The sequence below is a fragment of the Caballeronia sp. LZ016 genome (genome assembly GCF_031450805.1).
In the GTDB taxonomy this organism is placed as follows: Bacteria; Pseudomonadota; Gammaproteobacteria; order Burkholderiales; family Burkholderiaceae; genus Caballeronia.
In genome coordinates, this window is sequence record NZ_JARTVY010000001.1 from 1,930,922 (window position 1) to 1,953,779 (window position 22,858).

Below are 22,858 nucleotides of genomic sequence, written 5' to 3' on the forward strand. Positions count from 1 at the left end.
TCCGGTACACGCACTGCCCTCTATGAATTCGCTGCGCATCTACAACACGCTCGCGCGTGACAAGCAACCCTTCACGCCGCTTCGCCCCGGCGAGGTACGCATGTACGTCTGCGGAATGACCGTCTATGACTACTGTCATATCGGCCATGCGCGCGTGATGGTCGTGTTCGATGTCGTGCAGCGGTGGCTGCGCACGATCGGCTACAAGGTCACGTTCGTGCAGAACATCACGGACGTCGACGACAAGATCATCCGTCGCGCGGTCGAGAACAACGAGTCGATCAAGTCGCTCACGCAGCGCTTCATCCAGGCGATGCACGAAGACGCGGATGCACTCGGCGTCGCGCGTCCGGACCTCGAGCCGCGCGCCACCGATTACATTCCGCAGATGCTCGGCATGATCGATGCATTGCAGGCCAACGGCTATGCGTATCACGCGAAGGACGGCGACGTGAACTACGCAGTGCGCAAGTTCGCGGGATACGGCAGGCTGTCGGGCAAGTCGCTCGAAGACCTGCGCGCGGGCGAGCGCGTCGCCGCGAACGATGCGAAGGAAGATCCGCTCGACTTCGTGCTGTGGAAGCATTCGAAGGAAGGCGAGCCCGCCGATTCCGGCTGGGATTCGAAGTGGGGTCGCGGCCGTCCGGGATGGCACATCGAATGTTCGGCGATGGCCTGCAGCTTGCTCGGAGAGCAGTTCGACATTCACGGCGGCGGTCAGGACCTGCAGTTCCCGCATCACGAGAACGAGATCGCGCAAAGCGAAGGCGCGACCGGCAAGACCTTCGTGAACTACTGGATGCACAACGGCTTCGTGCAGATCGACAGCGAGAAGATGTCGAAGTCGCTCGGCAACTTCTTCACGATCCGTGAAGTGCTGGCAAAGTTCGACGCCGAAGTCGTGCGCTTCTTCATCGCGCGTGCGCACTATCGTTCGCCGCTCAACTACAGCGACGTGCATATCGACGATGCAAGGAACGCATTGACTCGCCTATATACCGCGCTGAAAGATGTCGAGCCGGACAATCAGCAACTTGACTGGGATGAGGCGAACGCGCAGCGTTTCCAGTCTGCGATGAACGACGACTTCAACACGCCCGTGGCCGTATCCGTGCTGTTCGATCTTGCAAGCGAAGTGAACCGCACGCACGACGCGGCGCTCGCTCGTCAGCTGAAGGGTCTGGGTCAGGCGCTCGGGTTCCTCGGGCGCGAGCCGCGCGCGTTCCTGCAGCAGGCGGCGGGCACGGATGCAGCGGACGGACTGTCGCCGCAGGAGATCGAAGCGAAGATCGCCGAGCGCATCGCCGCCAAGCAGGCGAAGAACTATGCCGAAGCAGACCGGATTCGCGCCGCATTGCTCGAAGCCGGTATTGCGCTTGAAGACAAACCGGGTGGGTCGACCGAATGGCGCCGCGTGTGATCGCGAACCTTCGAACCCTCTGATCGACTCGCCAGGCAGGAGGCAAGATGGCAACGGCCAGGAAGACGCCGGTCAAGCGACCCGCGTCAGGAAGCGCCGCGTCGCCCGCAACGAAGCGCGCGCGCGCTGCGCAATCGGAATCGACGACGCAAAGGAGCAATGGTGCAACGACGGCGACGGCCCGCAAGAGCGCGGCCAAACGCGCGATCTCGACGCGTTCCGCAGGCGACGGCGTAAGCAGCGCGCGACGCGGCAACGGCGAGGACATCGGCGCGCGTGCGTCGAAGGCGCGCACCGTGGAAGCCGAGATGCTGCCGGCGAAGGGCAACGGCCGCGCCGTCGCGGGCGATGCCGCCCATGCGCAGACGCTCGTCGCCGACAAGGAGCACGGCGAAGTCGTGCGCAAGTCGCGTGTCGTCACGGCGGATGCCGAGGTGTCCGCGCAAGTCGGCGGTCTCACACGCGAAGCCACGCGTCCTGACTATTGGGACAAGGCGTGCGCCGACCTGATGAAGCGCGACCGTATCCTCAAGAAGCTGATTCCGAAGTTCGGCGAGATCCATCTCGTCAATCTCGGCGATCCGTTCTCGACGCTCGCACGGTCGGTCGCCGGTCAGCAGATATCGGTGAAAGCCGCGCAAGCCATCTGGGAACGCGTGAAAACCGCGTGCCCCGAAGTCGTGCCTGCGCAGTTCATCAAGCTGGGGCCGGAGAAGCTGCAAGCGTGCGGCCTGTCGAAACGCAAGACCGAGTACATACTGGATCTCGCGCAGCATTTCGTATCGGGTGCGCTGCATGTCGATACGTGGGCGTCGATGGACGACGAAGCCGTCATCGCCGAACTCACGCAGATTCGCGGCATCGGCCGATGGACGGCGGAGATGTTCCTCATCTTCAATCTGTCGCGCCCGAATGTCCTGCCGCTCGACGACCTCGGCCTGATCCAGGCGATCAGCGTGAATTACTTCAGCGGCGAACCGGTCACGCGCAGCGAGGCACGCGAAGTCGCGGCGAACTGGGAGCCGTGGCGCACGGTCGCGACCTGGTACATGTGGCGCAGTCTCAACCCGATTCCCGCAGACCACTGATTTCACACAACAAATGCCGAGCTATCGTTGATTTATAATCGATAGCTTCCGCGCGTATTTATCAGGGACGGACGCGGTTAGAATAGACGCCCCTGCGCCCCGCCCGTTGTTCTAGGACTCGAACACATGAAGACCACGTTTCTGGATTTCGAGCAGCCGATCGCTGAACTCGAAGCGAAGATCGAAGAACTCCGCTTCGTTCAGGACGATTCCGCTGTCGACATCTCGGAAGAAATCGAGCGGCTGTCGAAGAAGAGCCAGCAGCTCACGAAGGATCTCTACGCAAACCTGTCGCCGTGGCAGGTTTCGCAAATCGCACGTCACCCGCAGCGTCCGTACACGCTCGACTACGTGAACGAGCTGTTCACCGACTTTCACGAACTGCATGGAGACCGCGCCTTCGCCGATGACCTCGCGATCGTCGGCGGCTTCGCGCGATTCAACGGCCAGCCGTGCATGGTGATCGGCCATCAGAAGGGCCGCGACACGAAAGAGCGCGCGCTGCGCAACTTCGGCATGCCGCGTCCCGAAGGCTATCGCAAGGCCGAGCGGCTCATGCGTCTCGCCGAAAAGTTCGGCATGCCTATCTTCACGTTCGTCGATACGCCTGGCGCGTATCCGGGCATCGGCGCGGAAGAGCGCGGTCAGTCGGAAGCCATCGGGCGCAATCTGTACGTGATGGCGGAACTCAAGACGCCGATCATCACGACGATCATCGGCGAGGGCGGTTCGGGCGGCGCGCTGGCGATCGCCGTCGCCGATTCCGTGATGATGCTGCAGTTCTCCACGTACTCCGTGATCTCGCCGGAAGGCTGCGCGTCCATTCTGTGGAAGAGTGCGGCGAAGGCGCCGGAAGCGGCCGAAGCGCTCGGCCTGACCGCTCATCGCCTGAAGGCGCTCGGGCTGATCGACAAGATCGTGAACGAACCGCTCGGCGGCGCGCATCGCGATCCGAAGGGCATGGCCGCGATGCTGCGCCGTGCGCTCGCCGACTCGCTGCGTCAGTTCCAGGGTCTGAGCGTGCAGGAATTGCGCGATCGCCGCTTCGACAAGCTGATGGCCTACGGCAAGTTCAAGGAAACGCTGCCCGGCGCATGAGCGGGCTTTCCTCTCTTCACCATCCCTCGTGATTTCCGACACCGACACCCCGGCCGGCCGCCTCGTTCTCGAGGCGGTGCGCGCTTCGGTGTCGGCCTCCGCGCTGCCATCCGATGCGCGGCTTGCCGTCGCACTCAGCGGCGGCCTCGATTCCACCGTTTTGCTCGATGCCGCCGTGCGCTGTTTCGGCGCGGCGCGCGTCGTTGCGCTGCACGTACATCACGGCCTGAGCCCGAACGCCGATGCCTGGGCCGCGCATTGTGCCGCGTTCGCGGCATCGTTGGATGTGCGCCATGCGTCGCGGCACGTGGAGGTGATGCGTTCCGGCGGCGAAAGCCTCGAGGCCGCCGCGCGCGATGCACGGTATCGCGCGCTCGACGACATGTGCGATGAAGCGGGGGCGTCGGCGCTCCTGATCGCGCATCATGCCGACGATCAGGCCGAGACCGTGTTGCTGCAATTGCTGCGGGGCGCGGGCGTCGCGGGCCTCGCGGCGATGGCCCCGCAGCGCCTCGATGGCGCGACGCCGCGTCTGCGTCCGCTGTTGCGGCTGTTGCGCGCGCAGCTCGAGCAATACGCGCACGAGCGTGATCTGACGTGGATCGACGACGAGTCGAACGCCGACACCCGCTACGCACGCAATGCGCTGCGCCATGACGTGCTGCCGGTGCTCGCCGTGCATTTCCCGGGCTTTCGCGATGCCCTTGCGCGCACGGCGTCGCATGCGGCTTCGGCGCAGCGGCTGCTCGACGAGCTCGCGCGCATCGACATGGATACGGCGCGCAGCGGCGAGGACGGTGCGCTCGCGCTCGATGCGCTTCTCGCACTCGACGACGAACGCGCCATCAACCTCCTGCGCTACTGGATGCGCGCGTGCGGCTTGCAGGCGGCATCGACGGCGCGCACAGCGGATATCCTGCGTCAGCTTCGTCACGCGGCGAGCGCGCGCGACGGTCACGCGCTGCGCGTCGATCACGCGGGGCAGTGCTTGCGGGTGTATCGCAATGCGTTGTTCTGGGAGCAGGGCGACAGCGCCGATGCGCCCGATCTCGACCAGGGCGCGGCCATCGCCCGTGCACCGGGCGAATTGCGCTGGCAGGGCGATGAAGTCTGGCGCTTGCCGCAGTGGCGCGGTTCGTTCGTGTTCGAACCCGTCGATGCGCCCGGCCCCGATGTGATCGCGGAAGGCTTGCTGCGCGCCGCGCCGCTCGTCGCGCGGTCGCGTGGCGGCGGCGAGCGCATGCGCCTCGCGGCGGATGCGCCGAGCCGCACGCTCAAGAACCTGTTCCAGGAGCGCGGCGTTCCCGCATGGAAACGCGACGTGCCCTTGCTCTTCATCCGCGATGCGCTGCTGTTCGTGCCGTTCATCGGCGTGAACCGCGAAGTCGCGCCGGATGTCGCATCCGAAAGCGCGAACGCGCCGTTACGCCGCATCGTGTGGCGGCCGGATCTGCTGCTCGCCTGATGCGGCGGCGTTGCACGCGAGCCGGTAGAATGGTTCCGCCAAGCGTGCAATCTTGAAATTTCGGCCTCGATCGGGTACCGTAGCTCGCTTGCCCGCCACGCGCTTTGCGCAGCATCTCCGTTCAAAAGACGCGAATTTCGCCTGCAGACGCGCGCCCTTGACGCACCTCTTGAGCACACTTGCGTGAGTCCTGACCGCAAGGCGGGCATGCGGCGGCATCCCGCGTATCGTTGCTGGCTTCATCCATCCCCGAAGCGGTCGAGCAACGCACAGCATTTGCATTGAGCGCGTCAGCGCGTGTTTCCCTTCTGTTCAAAACGACAATGGCACTCATCGTACACAAATACGGCGGCACTTCGATGGGCTCGGTCGAGCGCATCAAGAACGTCGCCAAGCGCGTCGCGAAATGGCACAAGGCTGGCCACAAGATGGTCGTCGTGCCGTCGGCGATGTCCGGCGAAACGAATCGCTTGCTCGGTCTCGCGAAAGACATCACGGCGAACCCGGACCCGCGCGAACTCGACATGATTGCCTCCACGGGCGAGCAGGTCAGCGTGGGGCTTCTCGCCATCGCGCTGCACGCCGAAGGTCTCGACGCCGTGAGTTATGCCGGCTGGCAAGTGCCGATCAAGACGGACAGCGCGTTCACGAAGGCGCGCATCAGCGAAATCGACGGCGAGCGCGTGCTCAACGATCTGAACGCGGGCAAGGTCGTGGTCATCACGGGCTTCCAGGGCGTCGATCCGGAAGGCCACATCGCCACGCTCGGACGAGGCGGCTCGGACACGTCGGCGGTCGCGATCGCGGCGGCGCTGAAGGCCGATGAATGCCTGATCTACACGGACGTCGACGGCGTCTATACGACCGATCCGCGCGTCGTCGACGATGCGCGCCGGCTCGATCGCGTGACTTTCGAAGAGATGCTCGAGATGGCGAGTCTCGGCTCGAAGGTCCTGCAGATCCGCTCGGTGGAGTTCGCCGGCAAGTATCAGGTGAAGACGCGCGTGCTCTCCAGCCTGACTGACCCGCTGATGGCGCTCGACGAAGAGATGCACTCGGGCACCCTGATTACTTTTGAAGAAGACGAGAACATGGAAAAAGCAGTGATTTCTGGCATCGCGTTCCAGCGCGACGAAGCGCGCATCGCGGTGATGGGCGTGCCCGACAAGCCGGGCGTCGCGTATCAGATTCTCGGGCCGGTCGCCGATGCGAACATCGACATCGACATGATCATCCAGAACCAGAGCGTGAACGGCAAGACCGACTTCACGTTCACCGTCGGCCGCGGCGACTATCAGCGCGCACTCGAAATCCTGAATGGCCAGGTGAAGGGCCACGTACAGGCCGAGACGGTGCTGGGCGATCCCAAGGTGTCGAAGGTGTCGGTGGTGGGCGTCGGCATGCGCTCGCACGTGGGCATCGCGAGCACGATGTTCCGCACGCTGTCGGAGGAGGGCATCAACATCCAGATGATCTCGACGTCGGAAATCAAGATCTCCGTGTTGATCGACGAGAAATACACCGAACTGGCGGTGCGCGCGCTGCACAAGGCGTTCGAGCTGGATCGCGCGTAAGAAGCGCAGAGGTTCGCTGCGTTTATTGCGATATCTGGCGGCGGAACATTCGAATTCGGTCGATTGGAAAAAACTGTCATGCGAATTTGACCACTGCCGGGGAACACGCTATTATCTCGATCTCGTTGCACTGCACTCCCGGTGCGACGAAAAGTTTGGGAGACGTGGCCGAGAGGTCGAAGGCACTCCCCTGCTAAGGGAGCATCTGGCTAAAAACTGGATCGAGGGTTCGAATCCCTCCGTCTCCGCCAGTAGTAGTAAGAAAACCCCGTAAGTTTAACGACTTACGGGGTTTCTTTTTTGGTAACCCACAAAATGACCCACAGAGCGAATGGCGCGATTGTAGACGCTAGGCGTCTGGTCGATGAATCGATTTGTTACGTTATCTTGAAATGTGGCGGCGAGAGCGGCTAGCCATGGCAGACTCATGTGAGGTCAGCGGTATAAGCATCGTCACTCCTGCCAGCGTGCGAGCGAAGGTGATGCGACACCGGCAGTCTCGCGTATTGAACGAGTTGTACCGCGCATTCCCATGCGTCTTGCGTCGCGACTCCGGGTCGATCTAGCAGGCTGCTAACTGTTGCGCCACGAAGCAGATTCACGATCTGGCGGCTGAGTTGGTCGAGGATCGCGGGCGGCGCGAGTTCGCCAAGCACTTGATGCACGATCAATCGCACCGCCTCGTAATGGTCGGTGCCTATTTCTTGTACTTCTGAATCGTCCGCGAGTTCGAACAGCGCGTTCAGCAGCAGCCTGTCGCCACGCCCATTTAAGTCGAGCGCGCGAAACAGGGAACGCAATCGCGCCATGCCCGGCGGCGCGGCTTCTTGCGCTGCATGTAGCGCCGTCCTGATTGCTTCGCAGCGGGACCGCAGGACCGCAGCTATAAGCGCGTCCTTCGAGCGGACATATCGGTAAAGCGTGACCTTACTGATGCCGCATGCATGCGCGAGGGCATCGACGCCTACGGCGCGGAAACCGTGTTCTGCGAAGGCGCGTTCGGCAGTTTCCAGTATTCGATGCTCAATCTCGCCCTTCATCGTTCACCACGGCCTGTAGTGGAGGTCGTAGGCGGTTGACGGTGCATCATGTCTCGCTCCTGTCGAACAGAAGCCGCGCCCTTCGTGTGAGCGAAGGGCGGGCGGGAACAGCGACAGGGTTGACAGACCGGGCCTTACACCATTACCGGCAACCCTTGCGGGTTCCCTGCAGCGTCCCGCCCATAGACGGACGAAACGAAGCACCGTGCGCCAGTGGTCAGAGAAGGCGCGCGGGGTCTAACGCAGCGCCCGCATTGCGCGGGCGTCGCGGGTCTGATTGTCTACAGGCTGCTAAACCCGTGCTCGACACAACCACGTGTCGGGCGTCCAAAGCATACGACCAAACCCCGCCGCTTGAATTATAGGATGGCGTGACATTTTGTCCGTTTCGTGGCGGCCCGGACGCGTCTTGTCGTAGCCTAAATAACGCATTCATCGCTCAATAACGATAAGGATCACCAACGATGAGAGATAAAACAGGCCGCGACGTTGCACGCTTGGGCGATAGCACGGACCACGGCGGCAAGGTCATTCAGGCCGCTCCGGACCTTCAGCATAGGGGCATTGCGACGGCGCTCGACGGGCATCTCACGGAATGTCCGAAGTGCGGCGGCACCTATCCCATCATCGCGACCGGCACGCGCACGCATAAGGGCGTCAACGTGGCATTGATCGGCGATAAAACCGCGTGCGGCGCAACGATCATTGCATGAGGGCCACCGCATGACTGCACTAACGCAAACCCGTCCGCTCGGCTTCCATTGCTCGGCGCTGCCCGAGCCTGATTATTGGGGTGTGCCGTACCTTGTGCCGGTCCGTCTTAAGGGTACGGACGGCATCGGCGAGCTGTTCGAATATGTCGTGACGCTCAAGACGAGCGAAAGCTACCGGGGCCGCAGCGCGGACCCTGCGAACGTCGATCTGGACAAACTGCTCGGCGTGGAAGCGACCGCTTACGTTCAGGTGCGCGGGAAATACGAGTTCGTTCCCGGAATGCCCGGCAATACCGGCGCGGGCAACGTGGGCGGTCACACGCGCGAGATAAGCGGCATCATCGCGGCGGCGCGCATCGCGGGCAGTGATGGCCGCTCGATTGTCTATGAGTTGACGCTACGCCCCGCCTTATATTTAGCCACCCAGAACCTCAATTCACGAGGGTTCTATGGTCTCGACGTTATCGCTATCACGCGCGAAGTGATGCACGCGTATCCGCTGCAAGTGGAGTACCGGATTGGCGGGCCAGCCGGTAGCGGCAACGGCTATTATCCGACGCGCGACTATCAGAGACAGGCATTCGAGTCCGACTACACATTTTTACGAAGGCTGTGTGTCAACGCCGACTGAAACCTGACCCACATTTCTGGGTTTCGCCGAAGTAAATGTGACCCACCCGGGTCGTTGATCACGCGGCTACTTTCGTGCTGGCCCGCGTGCCTGTTTGTCCCGCCTTTCTTTTGTCCTTTAGTCGATAGCTCTCGCCGCTGATTTGCACGATATGAGCGTGATGCAGGAGCCGGTCGAGCATTGCAGCCGTCAGCGTCTGGTCATCGGCGAATGCTGTCGCCCACTGTGTGAACGGCAGGTTGCTGGTCAATACGATTGAGCCGCGCTCGTAGCGTTTCGCCACGACATTGAAGAATAGGTTCGCCTCCTCCCGTCCAAATGGCAGATAGCCGATTTCGTCGATAACCAGCAGCCGGGGTCCAATGACCGCGCGATTGAAGAACTCCCGCAGGCGGTTCTGCTGCCGGGCAGCGGCCAGTTGCATCATCAGGTCAGCGGCGGTGATGAACCGCGTCTTGATGCCGGCCTGCGCAGCGCGGTAAGCAAGCGAGGTCGCGATATGCGTCTTACCCACCCCGGATGGTCCGAGCAGCACGATGTTCTCGGCCCGTTCGACGAACGCCAGACTTGCCAGTTCCTGAATCTGCGCACGTGGCGCGCCGCTGGCGAAGCTGAAGTCGTATTGCTCAAGCGTCTTGATGCCAGGCAACGCTGCCAGCTTCGTGAGCACCTGACGCTTGCGCTGCTCGCGCGCGCCAAGTTCCGCTTGCAGAAGTTGTTCAAGGAAGTCGGCCATACTCGAATCGGTCGTTGCATTGCGTTGTGCAAGCGGCGCCCAATCGGTCGCGACGCAGTCCAGCTTCAGTTGTGCGTATAGCGCGCCAATCCGTTCATGTTGCAGATTCATGCTGCGACCTCCAGCAATGCGTCGTAGACCGCTAGCGGATGCTGCAGGCTCTCGCGTGGCAGCACCCGTCGGTTGTCTGGCGCTGCGAGCGCTGGCGCCTGGGTTGGTAACGGCAGGAGCGCCGCCTGCTCCGAACAAAGCAGGACCGCCGGACGCTCACCTGTCGTCGCGTGGCGGCGTACATTGGCAACTTCTGATAGCCAACGGCCAATTTGCGCATTGGCGGCCTCAACATCAAGCTTCAACCCCGAGGACCTGAGCGTCGCGGCAAGCGGCACAACGAAGCTCTCCTTGAGATAGCGGTTGAAGCGTTCCACCTTACCCTTGGTCTTCGCGCGATACGGACGACACACCTTCGGCGTGAAGCCGTAGGTCTCAGCCAGCGCAAGCAGCTGTGGGTTCCAGCGATGCTCGCCTTCGCCGAATGCATCGCGTTCGATGACCACCGACTTCGCGTTGTCGAACAGCACATGTTCTGGCGTGCCACCGAAATAGACGAGTGCTTCACGTAGGCATTCGCATAGCGTCGCGGCGTCCTCACGCGAGGTGAAACGCACGAAACTCGCACGGCTGTAACCCATCGTCGCGACCAGCGCGAGCAATGGCTCGCGCCCTCGTCGAATAACGGTGAAATCGGCCTGCAACTGCTTGCCCGGCGCGGTTTCGAAGCGCACCACCGGTTCAGCTTCGGGACGCTTGTAGGGCATCAGAAATGCCTTGAGTTGACTGATGCCGCCTTCGTACCCAGCTTCCTGCAGTTCGCGAAGCAGGACCGTTGCCGGAATCCAGTGCGGCCGCGCGGCGGCGACGCGCTCCAGCAGATAGTCCTTAAACGGGTCGAGCTTCGTGGCTCGCGGCTCACGCTGGCTGTAACGGCTCGCCTGCTCATCCCTCAAATATCGGCGCACAGTGTTGCGTGATAAACCCGTTTGCCTTGCTATCTCACGTACCGCCGTCCCGCGCCGGGCCAATACCTTGATTTCCAATGTTTGCTCCTGAGTCAGCATCGGCGGCAAAAGCCGCCATCGTCTCCCAGGTGGGTCATGTTTACTTCGGCGCCAGGGTCATTTTTACATCGGCGCTAACAGCTGTGGGAAGAATGGGGCATTGTGTTCTGGTGGGAAAGTTCCGACGGCTTCCATCGGCTCGTGTTAGCTGATGGCTATGGCGGCTACAGTGAGCACGGCCCCGCGCACGCCACGCTGATCTATAACCCCACGAAGGCGCGCATTGACGAGGAGTACATTGATACCCTGTCGATCGAGAACGTACTCGCTACCGGCGCGATCAAGCTGCGCGACCACGACTACACCGCGCCGTCATGGGGGCGCAACGGCAACCGCGCGTCAGGCATGGAAGGCGAATATGTTTATCCGCGTGACGGGAAGCATCCGCGCCCCGAGATTTACGATTGGGGCAACTTCGCTCAGCCGCACGAAGCGGGGTTAAACCATGAACGGAACGACGCGCTGGAAGAAGCGCGTTACCTCGCCAGCGTACGCATGGACTCCATCCGATGCAGGACGCATCGCGGCAAGGGTCACGGTCATTTGACGGGGCTGCTACCGGGTCACACGTTCAAGCTCGAAGGCTATCCGCAAGCGAGGGCAAACGATGAGTATGTCGTCGTCTCCTGCGCGTTAGACATTGAGAGCGTCGACATTGAGGCGAAGGACTCGCCGCCTTTCCGTTGCGATGCCGATTTCGAGATTCAGCCACTGACGGAATATCTGCGGCTCGAACAGAAGACGCCCAAGCCGCGCATTTACGGACCTGAATATGCGGTCGTAGTCGGCTACAAGGACGCGGAACATTGGGTCGATGCAATGGGCCGCGCCTTGGTCCAATTCCGTTGGGATCGCGAAGGCACCTACGACGAAAAGCGTTCGGTATGGCTGCGCGTCGCGCTGCCGTGGCAAGGTAACGCGCGCGGCGTGGCGATGCCGCTGCGCATCGGCGATGAGGTCATCGTCTCGTACATCAACGGCGATCCGGACTTAGGCATCATCGTTGGAAGCGCCACGAATAAGCGGAACGTGCCGGCGTGGGACCTGCCGAAGAACGTTGCATTGTCGGGCATTCGGAGCGACAGCTTAGGCCAGGAACGCGGAACGAATCACCTCGCGCTCGATGACACGAAAGGCGAGCTACAGGCGCAGCTATCGAGCGATCAGGGAACATCGATTATCAGTCTCGGATTCATTCGCCGCATTTTCGGCAACGAGGGACGAAGGGAGGCCAGAGGCCACGGCTTCGAGCTGCGGACGGACCTGAAGGGGGCGTTGCGCGCCGCGATGGGCTTGCTGGTCACGACTCAGGCGCGACCGGAGGCGCAAAGCCACGTCACGGATATGGGCGAGACGGTCGCACGTCTTACCGACGCGCGCGACCTGCACGAAACGCTTGCGGAGCAAGCGCAGACGCACGGCGCGCAAGCCGAGCACGGCAATCAGTCGGACGTGGCCCGCTCGATCAAGGCGACAAACGACGAACTACGCGGGCAAGGATCGCCTAACCTTAATACCGCCGAGTTCCCGGAGTTTGCCGCGCCGCATATCGCACTGTCGAGCGCGGCGGGCATTCAGACCACGGCGCAACGCAGCACGCATCACGCAAGCGGTGAAGACCACGCGATAACGGCTCAACGTCTTATCAGCATGGCGGCGGGGCAATCGTTCTTCGCAAGCATCGCGCGAGGCTTCGCGCTGTTCGTGCGTGAGATGGGTATTCGCATGGTCGCGGCTACCGGCGCGATTCACGTCGAGGCGCAAAGCGATAAGGTGCATATCGCCGCGCAGAAGGACGCCGACCTCGTTAGCGCGGATGGCTGGATTAACCTGACGGCTGCTAAAGGCGTCCGCATTAATGGCGGCGGAAGCGTATTAGAGATTAGCCCGCAAGGGTTGATCGGCTACACGAACGCGGCGTTTCTCGTACATGCCGGCAGTCACGGCACGGACGGCCCGAAAGCGGACCCGCTTACCGCGAGCGTCGCCGCCGTCGCGCCGCGCATCTGCCTTGAATGCCTGCTGCATGCCGTCGAGAACGGCACCTCTACATTGGTGCGCGCATGATTCCGCAAGATATACAAACACGCCTTAGCGACCTGTGCAAACGGCATGACAACGCGCGCCTCTATGCACTTGTCGACGGCATCCAATACGAGCGCGAGATTGGCGAACGTCTGAACGCGACGAATACGGGCATTACCGCGCTGTTCGCTGGAACGGAGGACGAACCGCTTGCGCATGCGGGGCCGTGGCTTGTCGAGGTGCTGACGGATGAATGCGCGGCCACCACAGCACGCCTTGAAGCGTCACGTCCATCCGTGGTCTGGCTTGTCTGCACGGATGATGCGCCGACGCTGGCGGGGAAACTCCGCGAACGATTGAACGCTGTGCAGCCGGACGGTCAGGAGGTGCTATTGCGCTATTGGGACCCGCGCGTATTACATGGGCTTGCTGCGTCGTTAAAGGGCGACGCGAGCGCGCAGTTCTTCGGCGCGGCGCTCGAATGGTTTTATTTGTTCAACGGTGAACGTTTTTATTTGAAGTCCAATGTATAAGTTTTCTGAAGCTGAATGGGCGGCATTGCGCGCGTCCGATGAAAGAAATTTTGTTTTGACGATCAAAGAAGACATTGTGACCGATCGCCCCGATTTGGTCGATGACCATGAATTGCTGAACCGCCTGAACGCCGCCTATGAAGAGGCTAAACGGATTGGCTTCACGGACGATAAGCATCTGGTGATGTTTTTATGGCTGGATAGCGTTCAACGCGGGTTCTACATGCAGCCCGCTATGGCTGCGTGGCTCAATAAACGGGGGGTCTCACCGGAGGAGCGTTTTGACATGATGATGGACGTAGCGCGTGGCAAACTCCGCGAAAAGCAGGAGGCTAGATAATGGCGGCATTAGCTCTTCCACTGCTCGAAGGCGTCGGCGAATTACTCGCCGCCGCGTGGACCGCATTCACTTCGTCAGGCGCGGCGTCAGCAGTAGCCGGGGGCGTCGCAACCGGCGCGGTTCTTTCCCTGCCGGGAGATACCGCGAAAGACAAGGACAAGGCCAAGACGGAAACCGGCGCTGCCACGCGGACGCAGTCGCGTAACTGCAAGTGTCCGCCCGATCGCGGGCAGATCGTCACGCGTAACCTGGAATATGTCACAGATATCGCGGGAATATCAGAGCTACGTGACTGGCTTTGCACCGATGACTGAATGGAGTTTCGCCGGCGCGGACTTCGACGGGTTCAGGTCGTCGCTATGCCAGTTAGAAGAAGCAAAGGCGCGTTACGATCAGTTTTTTGACAAGATGGGCGAGCCAAAGAGATTCTTTAGGCTTTTCGGCGTTACTAAGATGCTCGGTCAGGGAGCGAATCAGAACGCCATTGTTGTCGCTAATGCACCCGCTAAATTAAGATGGTATTTCATGCAGCCGGTCAGCCATCGATATTTTACGCGTGCCTTTCGAACGAGTGCGCCGTTAATCGTTACTGAACTTAAACCAATGCAGTGATTAAGAAACGCAGAGGCATATAAGATGAGTGCAGACTTCAGATTGAATTTCGAGTTTCTTTTTTCTGTTAAGGGGCAGCAGCTTCCGGCAAAAGACGCGCAGTTTGAGCAGTTAAGGCGGTTCTGTTTGGCTTTTCCTCAAGACGATTTGCCGACTGATCGCTGGTTTCCGGCTGCAGCAAGCGAAAAGGAATCGCTTCTTTCTCCTGCTTTCGAGCAAGACCGGGTTTCTTCGCGAGCGATCGACTTAGTGGATGAAGATTACGACGATATTCGTACGGTCGGAGTTTGGAATGGTCGAGAAGGAAGAGGAAGCGCAGTCGTTACGCTAATGTTGAACACGAAAGGAGTCTGCCTCGCGTCGTTTGAATCGGACGGAATCTCCGGCCTGAAATTTTACGGTCGCGTCGCGGATGTCATTGAAAGCGCTTTGGCAGTTTGGCCGGTCAAAGCTGCGACAGCCGGGCCGTTTGCATATGCAGCAGACAAGCAGGTATTTCCAGACCGTCCCGGCGTAGGCTGGATGCTCTACCTACCGCAGCGCATTGAGTTCGAGCAGGTGCCGGAGGCGCGAATGATTCGCCATGTAAAGGACCTCAACGGCACAGAGGGAACCATCATCATCAGCGAGATTGACGGACCTTTCGACGCCGACAACCCCGAGCATGTGAAGGTGGCGAACTCGATAGAGATTCGGCTGGCCGATCAAGACTTTTTGCCGCGCTATGCGGACCTGTAATCGTTGCGACAAAGTGCAGGAGTGGCATAAATGGCGGCATTAGCTGTTCCACTGCTCGAAGGCGTCGGCGAGCTTATCGCCACCGCATGGGCTGCTTTCGCGTCGTCGGGCGCTGCTACTGCGGTCGTCGGAGGCGTTGCAACAGGCGCGGTCCTCTCGTTGCCGGGAGATACCGCAAAAGACGAGGACAAGGCGAAGACGGAGACCGGCGCTGCCACGCGGACGCAGTCGCGTAACTGCAAGTGTCCGCCGGACAAAGGGATGATGGGTCCGCCGCCTCATAAAATAGCGGGCCTGTCAGCCGCTTATCAACAGTACGTCACAGGTTTTCCGATGGGGCAAGAATGGTATTTCGCGCCGATCTGGTTCGATGGCTTTCGCTCACAGCTATGTCAACTCGAAGAAGCTAAAGCAAGGTATGACCAATTTTTTTTAGACGATGGGCAGCCTAAGTATTGGTGGGTCGACACTGGCGGCGCAGATATGATTGACGAAGCGCAGAGGCAAAACGTTGTGGTAATGGCTAACCCTGGCACAAAGCTGCGGTGGTTTTTCATGCAACCGAGAAGTTGCGCATGGGCGACACGCCAATTCGCAAGCCGCGCGTTTTTGATTACAACGGAAGTCAAGCCGATGGCTTGAAATCAAGAAGGAGACTAGCTCATGGACTTCCCACAACAACTTGAATTGCGCTTTCGTCTCTCGGACGACAAGTTTCCGACCTGCGAAGAATAATGCGTGCAGCTTTGGCGGTTCGCTAAGTCGCTAGAGCCGTTTGGCTATGCCCTAAACCGTTGGCATCCCCCCGCGCCTAAGCCCAAAGAGCGTTTGTTATACGAAGCGTTTGACACGGACGGACCGACTGCGGTTATGTTGGAGCGCGCCGCTATCGAACGGTCAAGACGCCCCGGCACGGCGAGCGTCGGAGTGTGGAACGGCTTAGAAGGAAGGCAAGGAGCAGTATTTCTGGTCGGATATAGCCAATCTGGACTTTCCACTGTGTCCCTGCAGATGGGGGCGGTATCCGTCGCTCTAGGCTATTCGCATGCTGCGAAGCTTATCGAGGAAGCGTTGACCATATGGCCGGCTCTAACCGTTGAACTAGCCCCATATCGGTACTCTGCCGACAGCAAGCAAATTTTCCCCGATCGCCCCGGCGTCGGCTGGATGCTTTACCTACCGCGTCGGATTGAATTCGAGCAGGTTCCCGAGGCGCGCATGATTCGCCATGTAAAGGACCTGACCGGAACAGAGGGAACCATCATCATCAGCGAGATTGACGGTCCTTTCGACGCCGACAATCCCGAGCATGTGAAGGTCGCGAACTCGATCGAGATACGGCTCGCGGATCAGGACTTGTTGCCGCGCTACGCGGACCTGTAAGGGAGCATAACGGCGCGGACTCTTTCAGGGCCGCGCCGTTTCTTCGCCGTCGCCGTCCGCGTCCGCTTCTCCTTCGTCCAGCTCGGGGACCTCAACGATACCATCCGGTTCTGTCTCGAAGACTTCGGCCTCTCCGGGTTCCAGCGTCAAATCGTTGACGTTATCTACGGGCTTTTCGGCGCGCCTCGCTGATAAGACAGGGCATGAACCATAACGCAATTGTTATAGCGAATGCGCCGGCGAAATTAAAATGGTATTTCATGCAGCCTGTGAGTCATCGATATTTCACCCGCGAGTTCAAAGTGAATGCACCGTTGCTGGTAACTCAACTGAAGCCAATGCAATAATTGATAAAGCTAGAGGCAAAAGAACTATGAGTGCAGATTTGGATCTTCGCTTTCTTTTCTCTACTAAAACGGAATCGTTGCTGACGAAAGCCGAGCAATTCGAGGAGTTGAGGCAGCTTTGCCTTAGCTTTCCACAAGCCGACTTGCCTATTGATAGGTGGTATCCGGCTGCATCAACTGAAAAGGAATCGCTTCTTTCTCCAGCTTTCCAGCAAGACCGGGTTTCTTCGCGAGCGATCGACTTAGTGGACGAAGATTACGACGATATTCGTACGGTCGGAGTTTGGAATGGTCGAGAAGGAAGAGGAAGCGCCGTTTTTACCTTAACCCACCACACTAAAGGAGTCTGTCACGCGTCGTTTGAATCGGACGAAATCCCCGGCCTGAAATTTTATGGTCGCGTCGCGGATGTCATTGAAAACGCTTTGGCAATTTGGCCGGTCAAAGCTGCGACAGCCGGGCCGTTTGCATATGCCGGTCTTGTTGACGAAGGTAGTAGGAAGAAAAGCCCCGCAAGGTTTGCGCCTTGCGGGGCTTTCGCTTTGCAAAGTCAGGAACGACTCGTCTCGGTAACGTGGCATGAGCCCGTTGCGTCGCCGACGTGTTCGTTGAAGTCGCGAGGGGCCTCGGCGGTCGTCCACGTTAATAGGCATGACTAATAAACGCTGGCACGTTGCGGATAGTTGCGCTGCCGTCGCAATGACAGCCTGACCGTCGGCGTGCATTACTTTTTCTGATCGCCGAGGCGTTGCGGCGCGGCCTCGATGCCCGCGCCGCAAAACACCGGCGGCAACACTGCCGCCGGTTGACCTCAAATTACTTGCTCGAAGCGATGCGCTCTTCGATGTGCTTCGCACGCGAAGGCGACGACGGGTGCGAGCTCAACATGCTCGACTTGCCGCCGTCGAGCGCCGCCAGCTTCTGGAATGCCGTCACGAGGCCGGCCGGGCTGTAGCCCTTCTTCTTCTGCTGGTCGAACGAGTAGTCGTCCGCGGCGCTTTCCTGCGACTGCGAGAACTGCGCGTTGACGAACTTCTCCGACAGATCGCCGAGTTGCGAAGCCGAGAGGCTCGCGACCGCGCCGCCCGCCGCCGACGCCACCGAGCGCGCCGCCGACGTCGCGTAGGCGACCTGCATCGCCTTCTTGGTGTGACCGAGCGCCACGTGGCCCATCTCGTGACCCACGACGCCGCGCACTTCGTCGTCGTTCATCATGTCCATCAGGCCACTGTAGACGCGCACGCAGCCGTTGGCCATCGCCCACGCGTTGACATCCTTCGTCATGTACACCTTGTAGTTGACCGGGACGCCGTTGATGTTGTCGCCCAGTTGCTTCGAGATGCGGTTCAGGCGCTGCGTGTACTGGCTCGACGCCGGCGCAATCTTGTTCTCTGCGTCCATTTGCTGGCAGGACTTGTCGGAGAGACCGCGCACGTCGCTGTCGCTGAGCGTGAGCGCCTGGGTGGCCAGTTGGCCCGACTGAAGGAGCGTATCGGGATTCAGATTGGCAACGCTGCCGCACGAGGCGAGCGTGAAGATGGCGGATGCAACTGCGGTCGCGGCCAATGCCAGGCGGGTAATTTTCATGGTCTGCCTATGTTTATGAGCTGTTGTGGTTGTCTATCCGCGAACATCGCGGACGGGCGCAATGCTCAATGGGAGTCGTGCCGTAAGCTATCCGACAATTCCGATTTTGCTGACAAAGAGCGATGCAAGGCCAGCGGCGAACGTGAATCAGTCGCGCGCGAAAAGCGAAACCGGTCACGGACAGGCGATAGCGGCAGGAGCGCAGCGGTCGACGAAAGCCGGGCGCCCGTCGCGCATCTTACATTTTCGCAAGCGTTAGCTTCAGTAATGGGACGTTACCAAGTCGAACACTCGTCGCACCGTTTCTCGATATAGTCCGGTCACACAACAAACAACGCATCGAGGTAGGGCTTCACATGAACAAGGTATGGAAGGCCTCCGTGGCCTACGCGCTCGTCATCGGCGGTTTGACGCTGTCCGGTGCAGCGATGGCGGGCGTTTCCGTGGGCGTCAACATCGGGATTCCGGCGCCCGTGTACGTCGCTCCGGCCCCCGTCTACGCGCCGCCTCCGCCGCCCGTCGTGTATGCGCCGCCGCCCGTGCCGGTGTACGCGCAACCGGCTATCGTGATCGGCTGGCACGGGGATCGATACTATGACGGCCGCCGCTACTGGGACCGCGACGATTGGTATCGCCATAACGGTCGCGGTCACGCCTATGGGCACGAAAATCATGGGCGACACGGCTGGCATTGAGTAACCGTCTCGCATTCCCCCCAAAAAAAAAACCACCCGCGCGGGTGGTTTTTTCTTGCCGTGCGACGGAACGGCGAAGTGTCCACCGTTGGCGGTTGGCGACAGAATGTAACAAAAGGTAAGCTTTCCTCTGACGTTACGTCAGAATGCGCGGGAACTTACAAAGCTGAAATATCCGCCAGAAAGCCTTTGGTTATATTTCCTGCACGCCAACATTCCAATAAAGAGGTTCGACGCCATGAAAGCCAAACTTACGGGGCGTATTCTTACAGCCGCGCTGAGCATCGTCGCTTGCGCTGCGATCAACACCGCCCACGCGGCGGATGTCCATGTGGGCGTCAATATCGGCACGCCCGCGCCGGTATATGTCACGCCGGCGCCCGTCTATGCGCCGCCGCCACCGCCAGTCGTCTATCAGGCTGCGCCGCCGGTGATCATCGGCTGGCATGACGACCGGTACTGGGACGGCCGGCGCTACTGGAGCCGCGGTGACTGGGAGCGGCATCACGGCCACGGGAAGGGGCACGACAAACACGGCCACGGTCACGGCAACGGACATGGCAACGGACACGGTCACAGTCACCACTGAGTGCCCGCGCGCCGCGTCGCTGCTCAACGTACGCATTTCGCGCGAATCGCGGCCCCCTGCATCCGCCACGATGACCTGATATCGGCGCGCCAGAACGGCAAAAGGGCCGCTTCCCTCAGGAAAGCAGCCCTTTTTTGCTTGTCGCTGCGGGAACGCGCCAGGGCTTACTCGCCGATGCCCGCCATTCCACCCACGACCGCGTGGAAGCCCGAATCGACGTGAACGATCTCCGCGCTCACGCCGCCCGCCAGATCCGACAACAGGAACGCCGCCACATTGCCGACTTGCTCGATCGTCACGTTGCGCTTGAGCGGCGCGTTGTCTTCGACGAAATCGAGAATCTTGCCGAAGCCCTTGATGCCGCTCGCCGCGAGCGTCTTGATCGGGCCGGCCGAAATGCCGTTCACGCGCACGCCCTTGTTGCCGAGCGATACCGCGAGATAACGCACGCTCGCCTCGAGCGATGCCTTCGCGAGACCCATCGTGTTGTAGTTCGGGATCGCGCGTTCCGCACCGAGGTAGCTCAGCGTGAGCAGGGACGCGCTGTCCGACAGCATCGATTGCGCCGCTTTGGCGAGCGCCGGAAAGCTGTAGGCGGAGATGTCATGCGCGATGCGGAAGTTCTCGCGCGTCATGCCGTCGAGGAAATCGCCTGCGATAGCCTCGCGCGGTGCGAAGCCGATGGAATGCACGAGACCGTCGAGCGTGCCCCAGCGTTCCTTGAGCGACGCGAAGAGGGCGTCGATTTCCTCGTCGCTGCCGACGTCGCACGGATAGATCATGTCGCTGCCGAACTCCGTCGCGAATTCGGTGATGCGGTCCTTGAAGCGCTCGCCGACATACGTGAACGCCAGTTCCGCGCCTTCGCGCTTGCAGGCTTCCGCGATGCCATAAGCGATCGAGCGGTTCGACAGCAAGCCGGTCAGCAGAATTCGTTTTCCAGCGAGAAAGCCCATGAATGCTCCTTGAATGTCAATGTCACGCGAGGCGCGCGGGGCGGCTCGATTGCGGTTGCGGGGTGCGCGCTTCGCGTCGGGTGCTGCGCGCATCGGTTCGACGGGCGGGCAGGCATCGTGCTAGTGCCTCCCATGCGCCGGAACCGGATGGCGTTTCGATTGGGTAGAATTCTCTCACATCGACACTGCGGTCCGGCTGTCTTCAAGCCTTCTTCACTGCCCTGCAGGCCGCGTTTCCATCGTGCCGGGGCCCTTACTCATCCCGCAAGGAGCCTATGACCGGGCTGACGACGTCCGCCACGCCGATCGCATCATCGCCCGCCTGGGGCAAGCGCATCGCGCTCGCGCTCGCGGCGTGCATTGCCTGTGGTGCCGGCACGCCCGCGTATGCGGCGCATGCCATCGCACAGTACGGCGAGCCGAAATATCCGCCCGGTTTCAAGCACTTCGATTACGTCAATCCCGACGCCCCGCGCGACGGCACGCTGGTGCTGGCGAATCCGAATCGCCTCACGAGCTTCGACAAGTTCAATCCCTTCACTCTGCGCGGCAATCCCGCGCCGGGCCTCGGCCTCATGTTCGAGAGCCTGACGACCGGCAGCTCGGACGAAGTGGCGAGCGCCTATTGCCTTCTTGCCGACGATATCGCCGTCGCGCCCGATGGTCTTTCGACGACGTTCCACATCAATCCGAAGGCGCGCTTCACCAACGGCGACGCGGTCACCGCCGAAGACGTCAAGTTTTCGTTCGAAACGCTGAAGAGTCCGAAGGCCGCGCCGCAGTTTTCGGTGTACTTCGGGCAGATCGCGCGCGCGGTCGTCGTGGATCGGCTCACGATCCGCTTCGAATTCAAGGTCGCGACGCGCGAGATGCCGCTGCTCGCGGGCGGCATTCCGGTGTTTTCGCGGAAGTGGGGTTTGCGGTCGGACGGCACGCGCATCCCCTTCGATCAGCTCGCGTTCGAAAAGCCGATCACGAGCGGCGACTATCTGATCGACACGTTCGACAACGGCCGCACCATCACCTACAAGCGCGACCCGAACTATTGGGGCGCGTCGCTGCCGGTGCGCGTCGGCACGCACAACTTCGCGCGCATCGATTACAAGCTGTATTCCGATGCAACCGCGCGGCTCGAAGCATTCAAGGCGGGCGAATACGACGTGCTCGTCGAGAACGTCGCGCGAAGCTGGGTGCGGCGAGACATCGGCAAGCGTTTCGACAGTGGCGAGCTCATCAAGCGCGAGTTTCCACATCACAACGGCACGGGCATGCAGGGTTTCTTCATGAACCTGCGGCGGCCGCTTTTCAAGGATGTGCGCGTGCGCCAGGCGCTCGATCTCGCGCTCGACTTCGAATGGCTCAATCGCCAGTTGTTCTTCAATCAGTACAAGCGGACCGACAGCTTCTTCGTCAACACCGATCTCCAGGCGAAGGGCACGCCGAGCGAAGGCGAGCTCGCGATCCTGGAGCCGCTGCGCAGGAAGCTCGATCCGGCCGTCTTCGGCGAGATGCCGAAACAGCCGGACACCGATCCGCCCGGCTCGCTGCGGGCAAATCTCATCAAGGCGCGCGAGTTGCTGTCGCAAGCCGGATGGACCTATCGCGATGGCGCGCTGCGTAACGCAAAGGGCCAGCCGTTCGTGTTCGAGATACTGGACGATACGGGCGGCGGCGCGTCGATGGAGCCGGTCGCCGCCGCATTCGGCCGCAATCTGCAAAAGCTCGGCATCACGATGAACTTCCGCACGGTCGACTACGCGCTCATCCAGAAGCGCCTCGACGCGTTCGATTTCGACATGACGAGCGTGCGTCTGCCCGACGTGCAGGTGCCGGGCACCGAGCAGGTCTCGCGCTTCGCGAGCAAGTATGCGGACGAGCAGGGCTCCGACAATCTCGCGGGAGTGAAGTCGCCGGCCATCGATGCGATCCTGCACAAGGTCGTCGGTGCGCAGACGCGCGAACAGCTCGTCGATGCGACGCACGCGCTCGATCGCGTGCTGATGCATGGCTACTACGTCGTGCCGCACTGGTACTCGGCGACGCACCGCATCGCGTATCGCAATACGCTGGGTTATCCGTCGACCCTGCCGCTCTATTACGCGGCGGACGAGTGGGTGCTGTCGACGTGGTGGAAGAAACCCGCCGGCGCTTCAAGGTAGAGGACGACGAG

Annotated in this window: 24 protein-coding genes and 1 tRNA gene; 20 read left to right on the top strand and 5 right to left on the bottom strand. The window is 60.9% G+C overall.

Annotation, left to right across the window (positions count from 1 at the left end; all coding sequences use genetic code 11):
* Positions 1-22: 22 nt before the first annotated feature.
* From cysS to P9220_RS09180, 6 genes are all read left to right on the top strand, one after another.
* Positions 23-1,420, top strand: coding sequence for a cysteine--tRNA ligase (gene cysS / locus P9220_RS09155; protein WP_309764570.1), 1,398 nt, complete (start codon positions 23-25; stop codon positions 1,418-1,420).
* Positions 1,421-1,467: 47 nt separating this feature from the next.
* Positions 1,468-2,508, top strand: coding sequence for a DNA-3-methyladenine glycosylase (locus tag P9220_RS09160; RefSeq protein WP_309764571.1), 1,041 nt, complete (start codon positions 1,468-1,470; stop codon positions 2,506-2,508).
* A 126-nt stretch (positions 2,509-2,634) separates the two neighbouring features.
* Positions 2,635-3,606, top strand: coding sequence for an acetyl-CoA carboxylase carboxyltransferase subunit alpha (locus P9220_RS09165; RefSeq protein ID WP_309764572.1), 972 nt, complete (start codon positions 2,635-2,637; stop codon positions 3,604-3,606).
* 28 nt (positions 3,607-3,634) lie between these two features.
* A complete protein-coding gene (tilS, locus tag P9220_RS09170) occupies positions 3,635-5,071 on the top strand; it encodes a tRNA lysidine(34) synthetase TilS (RefSeq protein WP_309764573.1) in 1,437 nt (478 codons plus the stop codon).
* A 323-nt stretch (positions 5,072-5,394) separates the two neighbouring features.
* On the top strand, positions 5,395-6,645 hold the full coding sequence (locus tag P9220_RS09175) for an aspartate kinase (protein ID WP_309764574.1): 1,251 nt from the start codon (positions 5,395-5,397) through the stop codon (positions 6,643-6,645).
* A gap of 158 nt (positions 6,646-6,803) precedes the next feature.
* Positions 6,804-6,896 (top strand) — tRNA-Ser (locus P9220_RS09180).
* Between the two features lie 174 nt (positions 6,897-7,070).
* On the opposite strand, the gene P9220_RS09185 is transcribed toward P9220_RS09180, so the two are convergent.
* Entirely contained in the window at positions 7,071-7,685 is a 615-nt protein-coding gene (locus tag P9220_RS09185; protein WP_309764575.1) for a helix-turn-helix domain-containing protein, read from the bottom strand.
* 464 nt (positions 7,686-8,149) lie between these two features.
* Here P9220_RS09185 and P9220_RS09190 point away from each other — a divergent pair, with 464 nt between their 5' ends.
* A complete protein-coding gene (locus P9220_RS09190; RefSeq protein ID WP_309764576.1) occupies positions 8,150-8,398 on the top strand; it encodes a PAAR domain-containing protein in 249 nt (82 codons plus the stop codon).
* Between the two features lie 10 nt (positions 8,399-8,408).
* Positions 8,409-9,029 carry a phage late control D family protein gene (locus P9220_RS09195; protein WP_309764577.1) on the top strand — a complete coding sequence of 207 codons (621 nt, stop codon included), beginning with the start codon at positions 8,409-8,411 and terminating at the stop codon, positions 9,027-9,029.
* 58 nt (positions 9,030-9,087) lie between these two features.
* Here P9220_RS09195 and istB read toward each other — a convergent pair whose 3' ends face one another.
* A complete protein-coding gene (gene istB, locus P9220_RS09200) occupies positions 9,088-9,876 on the bottom strand; it encodes an IS21-like element helper ATPase IstB (RefSeq protein WP_309764578.1) in 789 nt (262 codons plus the stop codon).
* Positions 9,873-10,883: an IS21 family transposase gene (istA, locus tag P9220_RS09205; protein ID WP_309764579.1), complete on the bottom strand. Its 1,011-nt coding sequence runs from the start codon at positions 10,881-10,883 to the stop codon at positions 9,873-9,875. Before istA ends, istB begins: the two co-directional genes overlap by 4 nt.
* Before the next feature lie 81 nt (positions 10,884-10,964).
* On the opposite strand from istA, the gene P9220_RS09210 reads away from it, so the two are divergent.
* The 9 genes from P9220_RS09210 (at position 10,965) to P9220_RS09250 (ending at position 17,520) form a co-directional block, all read left to right on the top strand.
* Entirely contained in the window at positions 10,965-12,950 is a 1,986-nt protein-coding gene (locus P9220_RS09210) for a type VI secretion system tip protein TssI/VgrG (protein ID WP_309765435.1), read from the top strand.
* Positions 12,947-13,441: a DUF4123 domain-containing protein gene (locus P9220_RS09215; RefSeq protein ID WP_309764580.1), complete on the top strand. Its 495-nt coding sequence runs from the start codon at positions 12,947-12,949 to the stop codon at positions 13,439-13,441. The genes P9220_RS09210 and P9220_RS09215 overlap by 4 nt, the downstream gene beginning before the upstream one ends.
* On the top strand, positions 13,434-13,781 hold the full coding sequence (locus tag P9220_RS09220) for a hypothetical protein (RefSeq protein WP_309764581.1): 348 nt from the start codon (positions 13,434-13,436) through the stop codon (positions 13,779-13,781). Before P9220_RS09215 ends, P9220_RS09220 begins: the two co-directional genes overlap by 8 nt.
* A complete protein-coding gene (locus P9220_RS09225) occupies positions 13,781-14,095 on the top strand; it encodes a hypothetical protein (RefSeq protein ID WP_309764582.1) in 315 nt (104 codons plus the stop codon). Before P9220_RS09220 ends, P9220_RS09225 begins: the two co-directional genes overlap by 1 nt.
* Positions 14,088-14,393 carry a Tox-REase-5 domain-containing protein gene (locus tag P9220_RS09230; RefSeq protein WP_309764583.1) on the top strand — a complete coding sequence of 102 codons (306 nt, stop codon included), beginning with the start codon at positions 14,088-14,090 and terminating at the stop codon, positions 14,391-14,393. The genes P9220_RS09225 and P9220_RS09230 overlap by 8 nt, the downstream gene beginning before the upstream one ends.
* A 24-nt stretch (positions 14,394-14,417) precedes the next feature.
* Positions 14,418-15,131, top strand: a complete 714-nt coding sequence (locus tag P9220_RS09235; protein WP_309764584.1) for an Imm52 family immunity protein — start codon at positions 14,418-14,420, stop codon at positions 15,129-15,131.
* Positions 15,132-15,161: 30 nt separating this feature from the next.
* The gene (locus P9220_RS09240; RefSeq protein WP_309764585.1) at positions 15,162-15,773 is read left to right on the top strand and encodes a Tox-REase-5 domain-containing protein; all 612 of its coding nucleotides are present in this window, start codon (positions 15,162-15,164) and stop codon (positions 15,771-15,773) included.
* 96 nt (positions 15,774-15,869) lie between these two features.
* The gene (locus tag P9220_RS27050) at positions 15,870-16,514 is read left to right on the top strand and encodes a hypothetical protein (protein WP_404989533.1); all 645 of its coding nucleotides are present in this window, start codon (positions 15,870-15,872) and stop codon (positions 16,512-16,514) included.
* 373 nt (positions 16,515-16,887) lie between these two features.
* On the top strand, positions 16,888-17,520 hold the full coding sequence (locus tag P9220_RS09250) for a hypothetical protein (protein WP_309764587.1): 633 nt from the start codon (positions 16,888-16,890) through the stop codon (positions 17,518-17,520).
* Positions 17,521-17,677: 157 nt separating this feature from the next.
* On the opposite strand, the gene P9220_RS09255 is transcribed toward P9220_RS09250, so the two are convergent.
* Entirely contained in the window at positions 17,678-18,448 is a 771-nt protein-coding gene (locus tag P9220_RS09255) for a M48 family metalloprotease (protein WP_309764588.1), read from the bottom strand.
* 356 nt (positions 18,449-18,804) lie between these two features.
* Between P9220_RS09255 and P9220_RS09260 the strand changes: the two genes are divergently transcribed.
* Both P9220_RS09260 and P9220_RS09265 read left to right on the top strand, forming a co-directional pair.
* Positions 18,805-19,143 (top strand): hypothetical protein, encoded by a 339-nt coding sequence (locus P9220_RS09260; RefSeq protein WP_309764589.1) that lies wholly within the window; start codon positions 18,805-18,807, stop codon positions 19,141-19,143.
* A gap of 238 nt (positions 19,144-19,381) precedes the next feature.
* Positions 19,382-19,732: a hypothetical protein gene (locus tag P9220_RS09265; RefSeq protein WP_309764590.1), complete on the top strand. Its 351-nt coding sequence runs from the start codon at positions 19,382-19,384 to the stop codon at positions 19,730-19,732.
* 164 nt (positions 19,733-19,896) lie between these two features.
* Here P9220_RS09265 and fabI read toward each other — a convergent pair whose 3' ends face one another.
* On the bottom strand, positions 19,897-20,688 hold the full coding sequence (gene fabI, locus P9220_RS09270; RefSeq protein ID WP_309764591.1) for an enoyl-ACP reductase FabI: 792 nt from the start codon (positions 20,686-20,688) through the stop codon (positions 19,897-19,899).
* Between the two features lie 275 nt (positions 20,689-20,963).
* On the opposite strand from fabI, the gene P9220_RS09275 reads away from it, so the two are divergent.
* Positions 20,964-22,847 carry an extracellular solute-binding protein gene (locus P9220_RS09275; protein WP_309764592.1) on the top strand — a complete coding sequence of 628 codons (1,884 nt, stop codon included), beginning with the start codon at positions 20,964-20,966 and terminating at the stop codon, positions 22,845-22,847.
* Positions 22,848-22,858: the final 11 nt, after the last annotated feature.

Excerpts from the sequence above, each read along its gene's own strand:
- cysS (WP_309764570.1), top strand. The coding sequence starts at position 23 with ATGAATTCGCTGCGCATCTACAACACGCTCGCGCGTGACAAGCAACCC.
- P9220_RS09160 (WP_309764571.1), top strand. The coding sequence starts at position 1,468 with ATGGCAACGGCCAGGAAGACGCCGGTCAAGCGACCCGCGTCAGGAAGC.
- P9220_RS09165 (WP_309764572.1), top strand. The coding sequence starts at position 2,635 with ATGAAGACCACGTTTCTGGATTTCGAGCAGCCGATCGCTGAACTCGAA.
- P9220_RS09175 (WP_309764574.1), top strand. The coding sequence starts at position 5,395 with ATGGCACTCATCGTACACAAATACGGCGGCACTTCGATGGGCTCGGTC.
- P9220_RS09185 (WP_309764575.1), bottom strand. The coding sequence starts at position 7,685 with ATGAAGGGCGAGATTGAGCATCGAATACTGGAAACTGCCGAACGCGCC.
- P9220_RS09190 (WP_309764576.1), top strand. The coding sequence starts at position 8,150 with ATGAGAGATAAAACAGGCCGCGACGTTGCACGCTTGGGCGATAGCACG.
- P9220_RS09195 (WP_309764577.1), top strand. The coding sequence starts at position 8,409 with ATGACTGCACTAACGCAAACCCGTCCGCTCGGCTTCCATTGCTCGGCG.
- istB (WP_309764578.1), bottom strand. The coding sequence starts at position 9,876 with ATGAATCTGCAACATGAACGGATTGGCGCGCTATACGCACAACTGAAG.
- istA (WP_309764579.1), bottom strand. The coding sequence starts at position 10,883 with ATGCTGACTCAGGAGCAAACATTGGAAATCAAGGTATTGGCCCGGCGC.
- P9220_RS09215 (WP_309764580.1), top strand. The coding sequence starts at position 12,947 with ATGATTCCGCAAGATATACAAACACGCCTTAGCGACCTGTGCAAACGG.
- P9220_RS09220 (WP_309764581.1), top strand. The coding sequence starts at position 13,434 with ATGTATAAGTTTTCTGAAGCTGAATGGGCGGCATTGCGCGCGTCCGAT.
- P9220_RS09225 (WP_309764582.1), top strand. The coding sequence starts at position 13,781 with ATGGCGGCATTAGCTCTTCCACTGCTCGAAGGCGTCGGCGAATTACTC.
- P9220_RS09230 (WP_309764583.1), top strand. The coding sequence starts at position 14,088 with ATGACTGAATGGAGTTTCGCCGGCGCGGACTTCGACGGGTTCAGGTCG.
- P9220_RS09235 (WP_309764584.1), top strand. The coding sequence starts at position 14,418 with ATGAGTGCAGACTTCAGATTGAATTTCGAGTTTCTTTTTTCTGTTAAG.
- P9220_RS09240 (WP_309764585.1), top strand. The coding sequence starts at position 15,162 with ATGGCGGCATTAGCTGTTCCACTGCTCGAAGGCGTCGGCGAGCTTATC.
- P9220_RS09250 (WP_309764587.1), top strand. The coding sequence starts at position 16,888 with ATGAGTGCAGATTTGGATCTTCGCTTTCTTTTCTCTACTAAAACGGAA.
- P9220_RS09255 (WP_309764588.1), bottom strand. The coding sequence starts at position 18,448 with ATGAAAATTACCCGCCTGGCATTGGCCGCGACCGCAGTTGCATCCGCC.
- P9220_RS09260 (WP_309764589.1), top strand. The coding sequence starts at position 18,805 with ATGAACAAGGTATGGAAGGCCTCCGTGGCCTACGCGCTCGTCATCGGC.
- P9220_RS09265 (WP_309764590.1), top strand. The coding sequence starts at position 19,382 with ATGAAAGCCAAACTTACGGGGCGTATTCTTACAGCCGCGCTGAGCATC.
- fabI (WP_309764591.1), bottom strand. The coding sequence starts at position 20,688 with ATGGGCTTTCTCGCTGGAAAACGAATTCTGCTGACCGGCTTGCTGTCG.
- P9220_RS09275 (WP_309764592.1), top strand. The coding sequence starts at position 20,964 with ATGACCGGGCTGACGACGTCCGCCACGCCGATCGCATCATCGCCCGCC.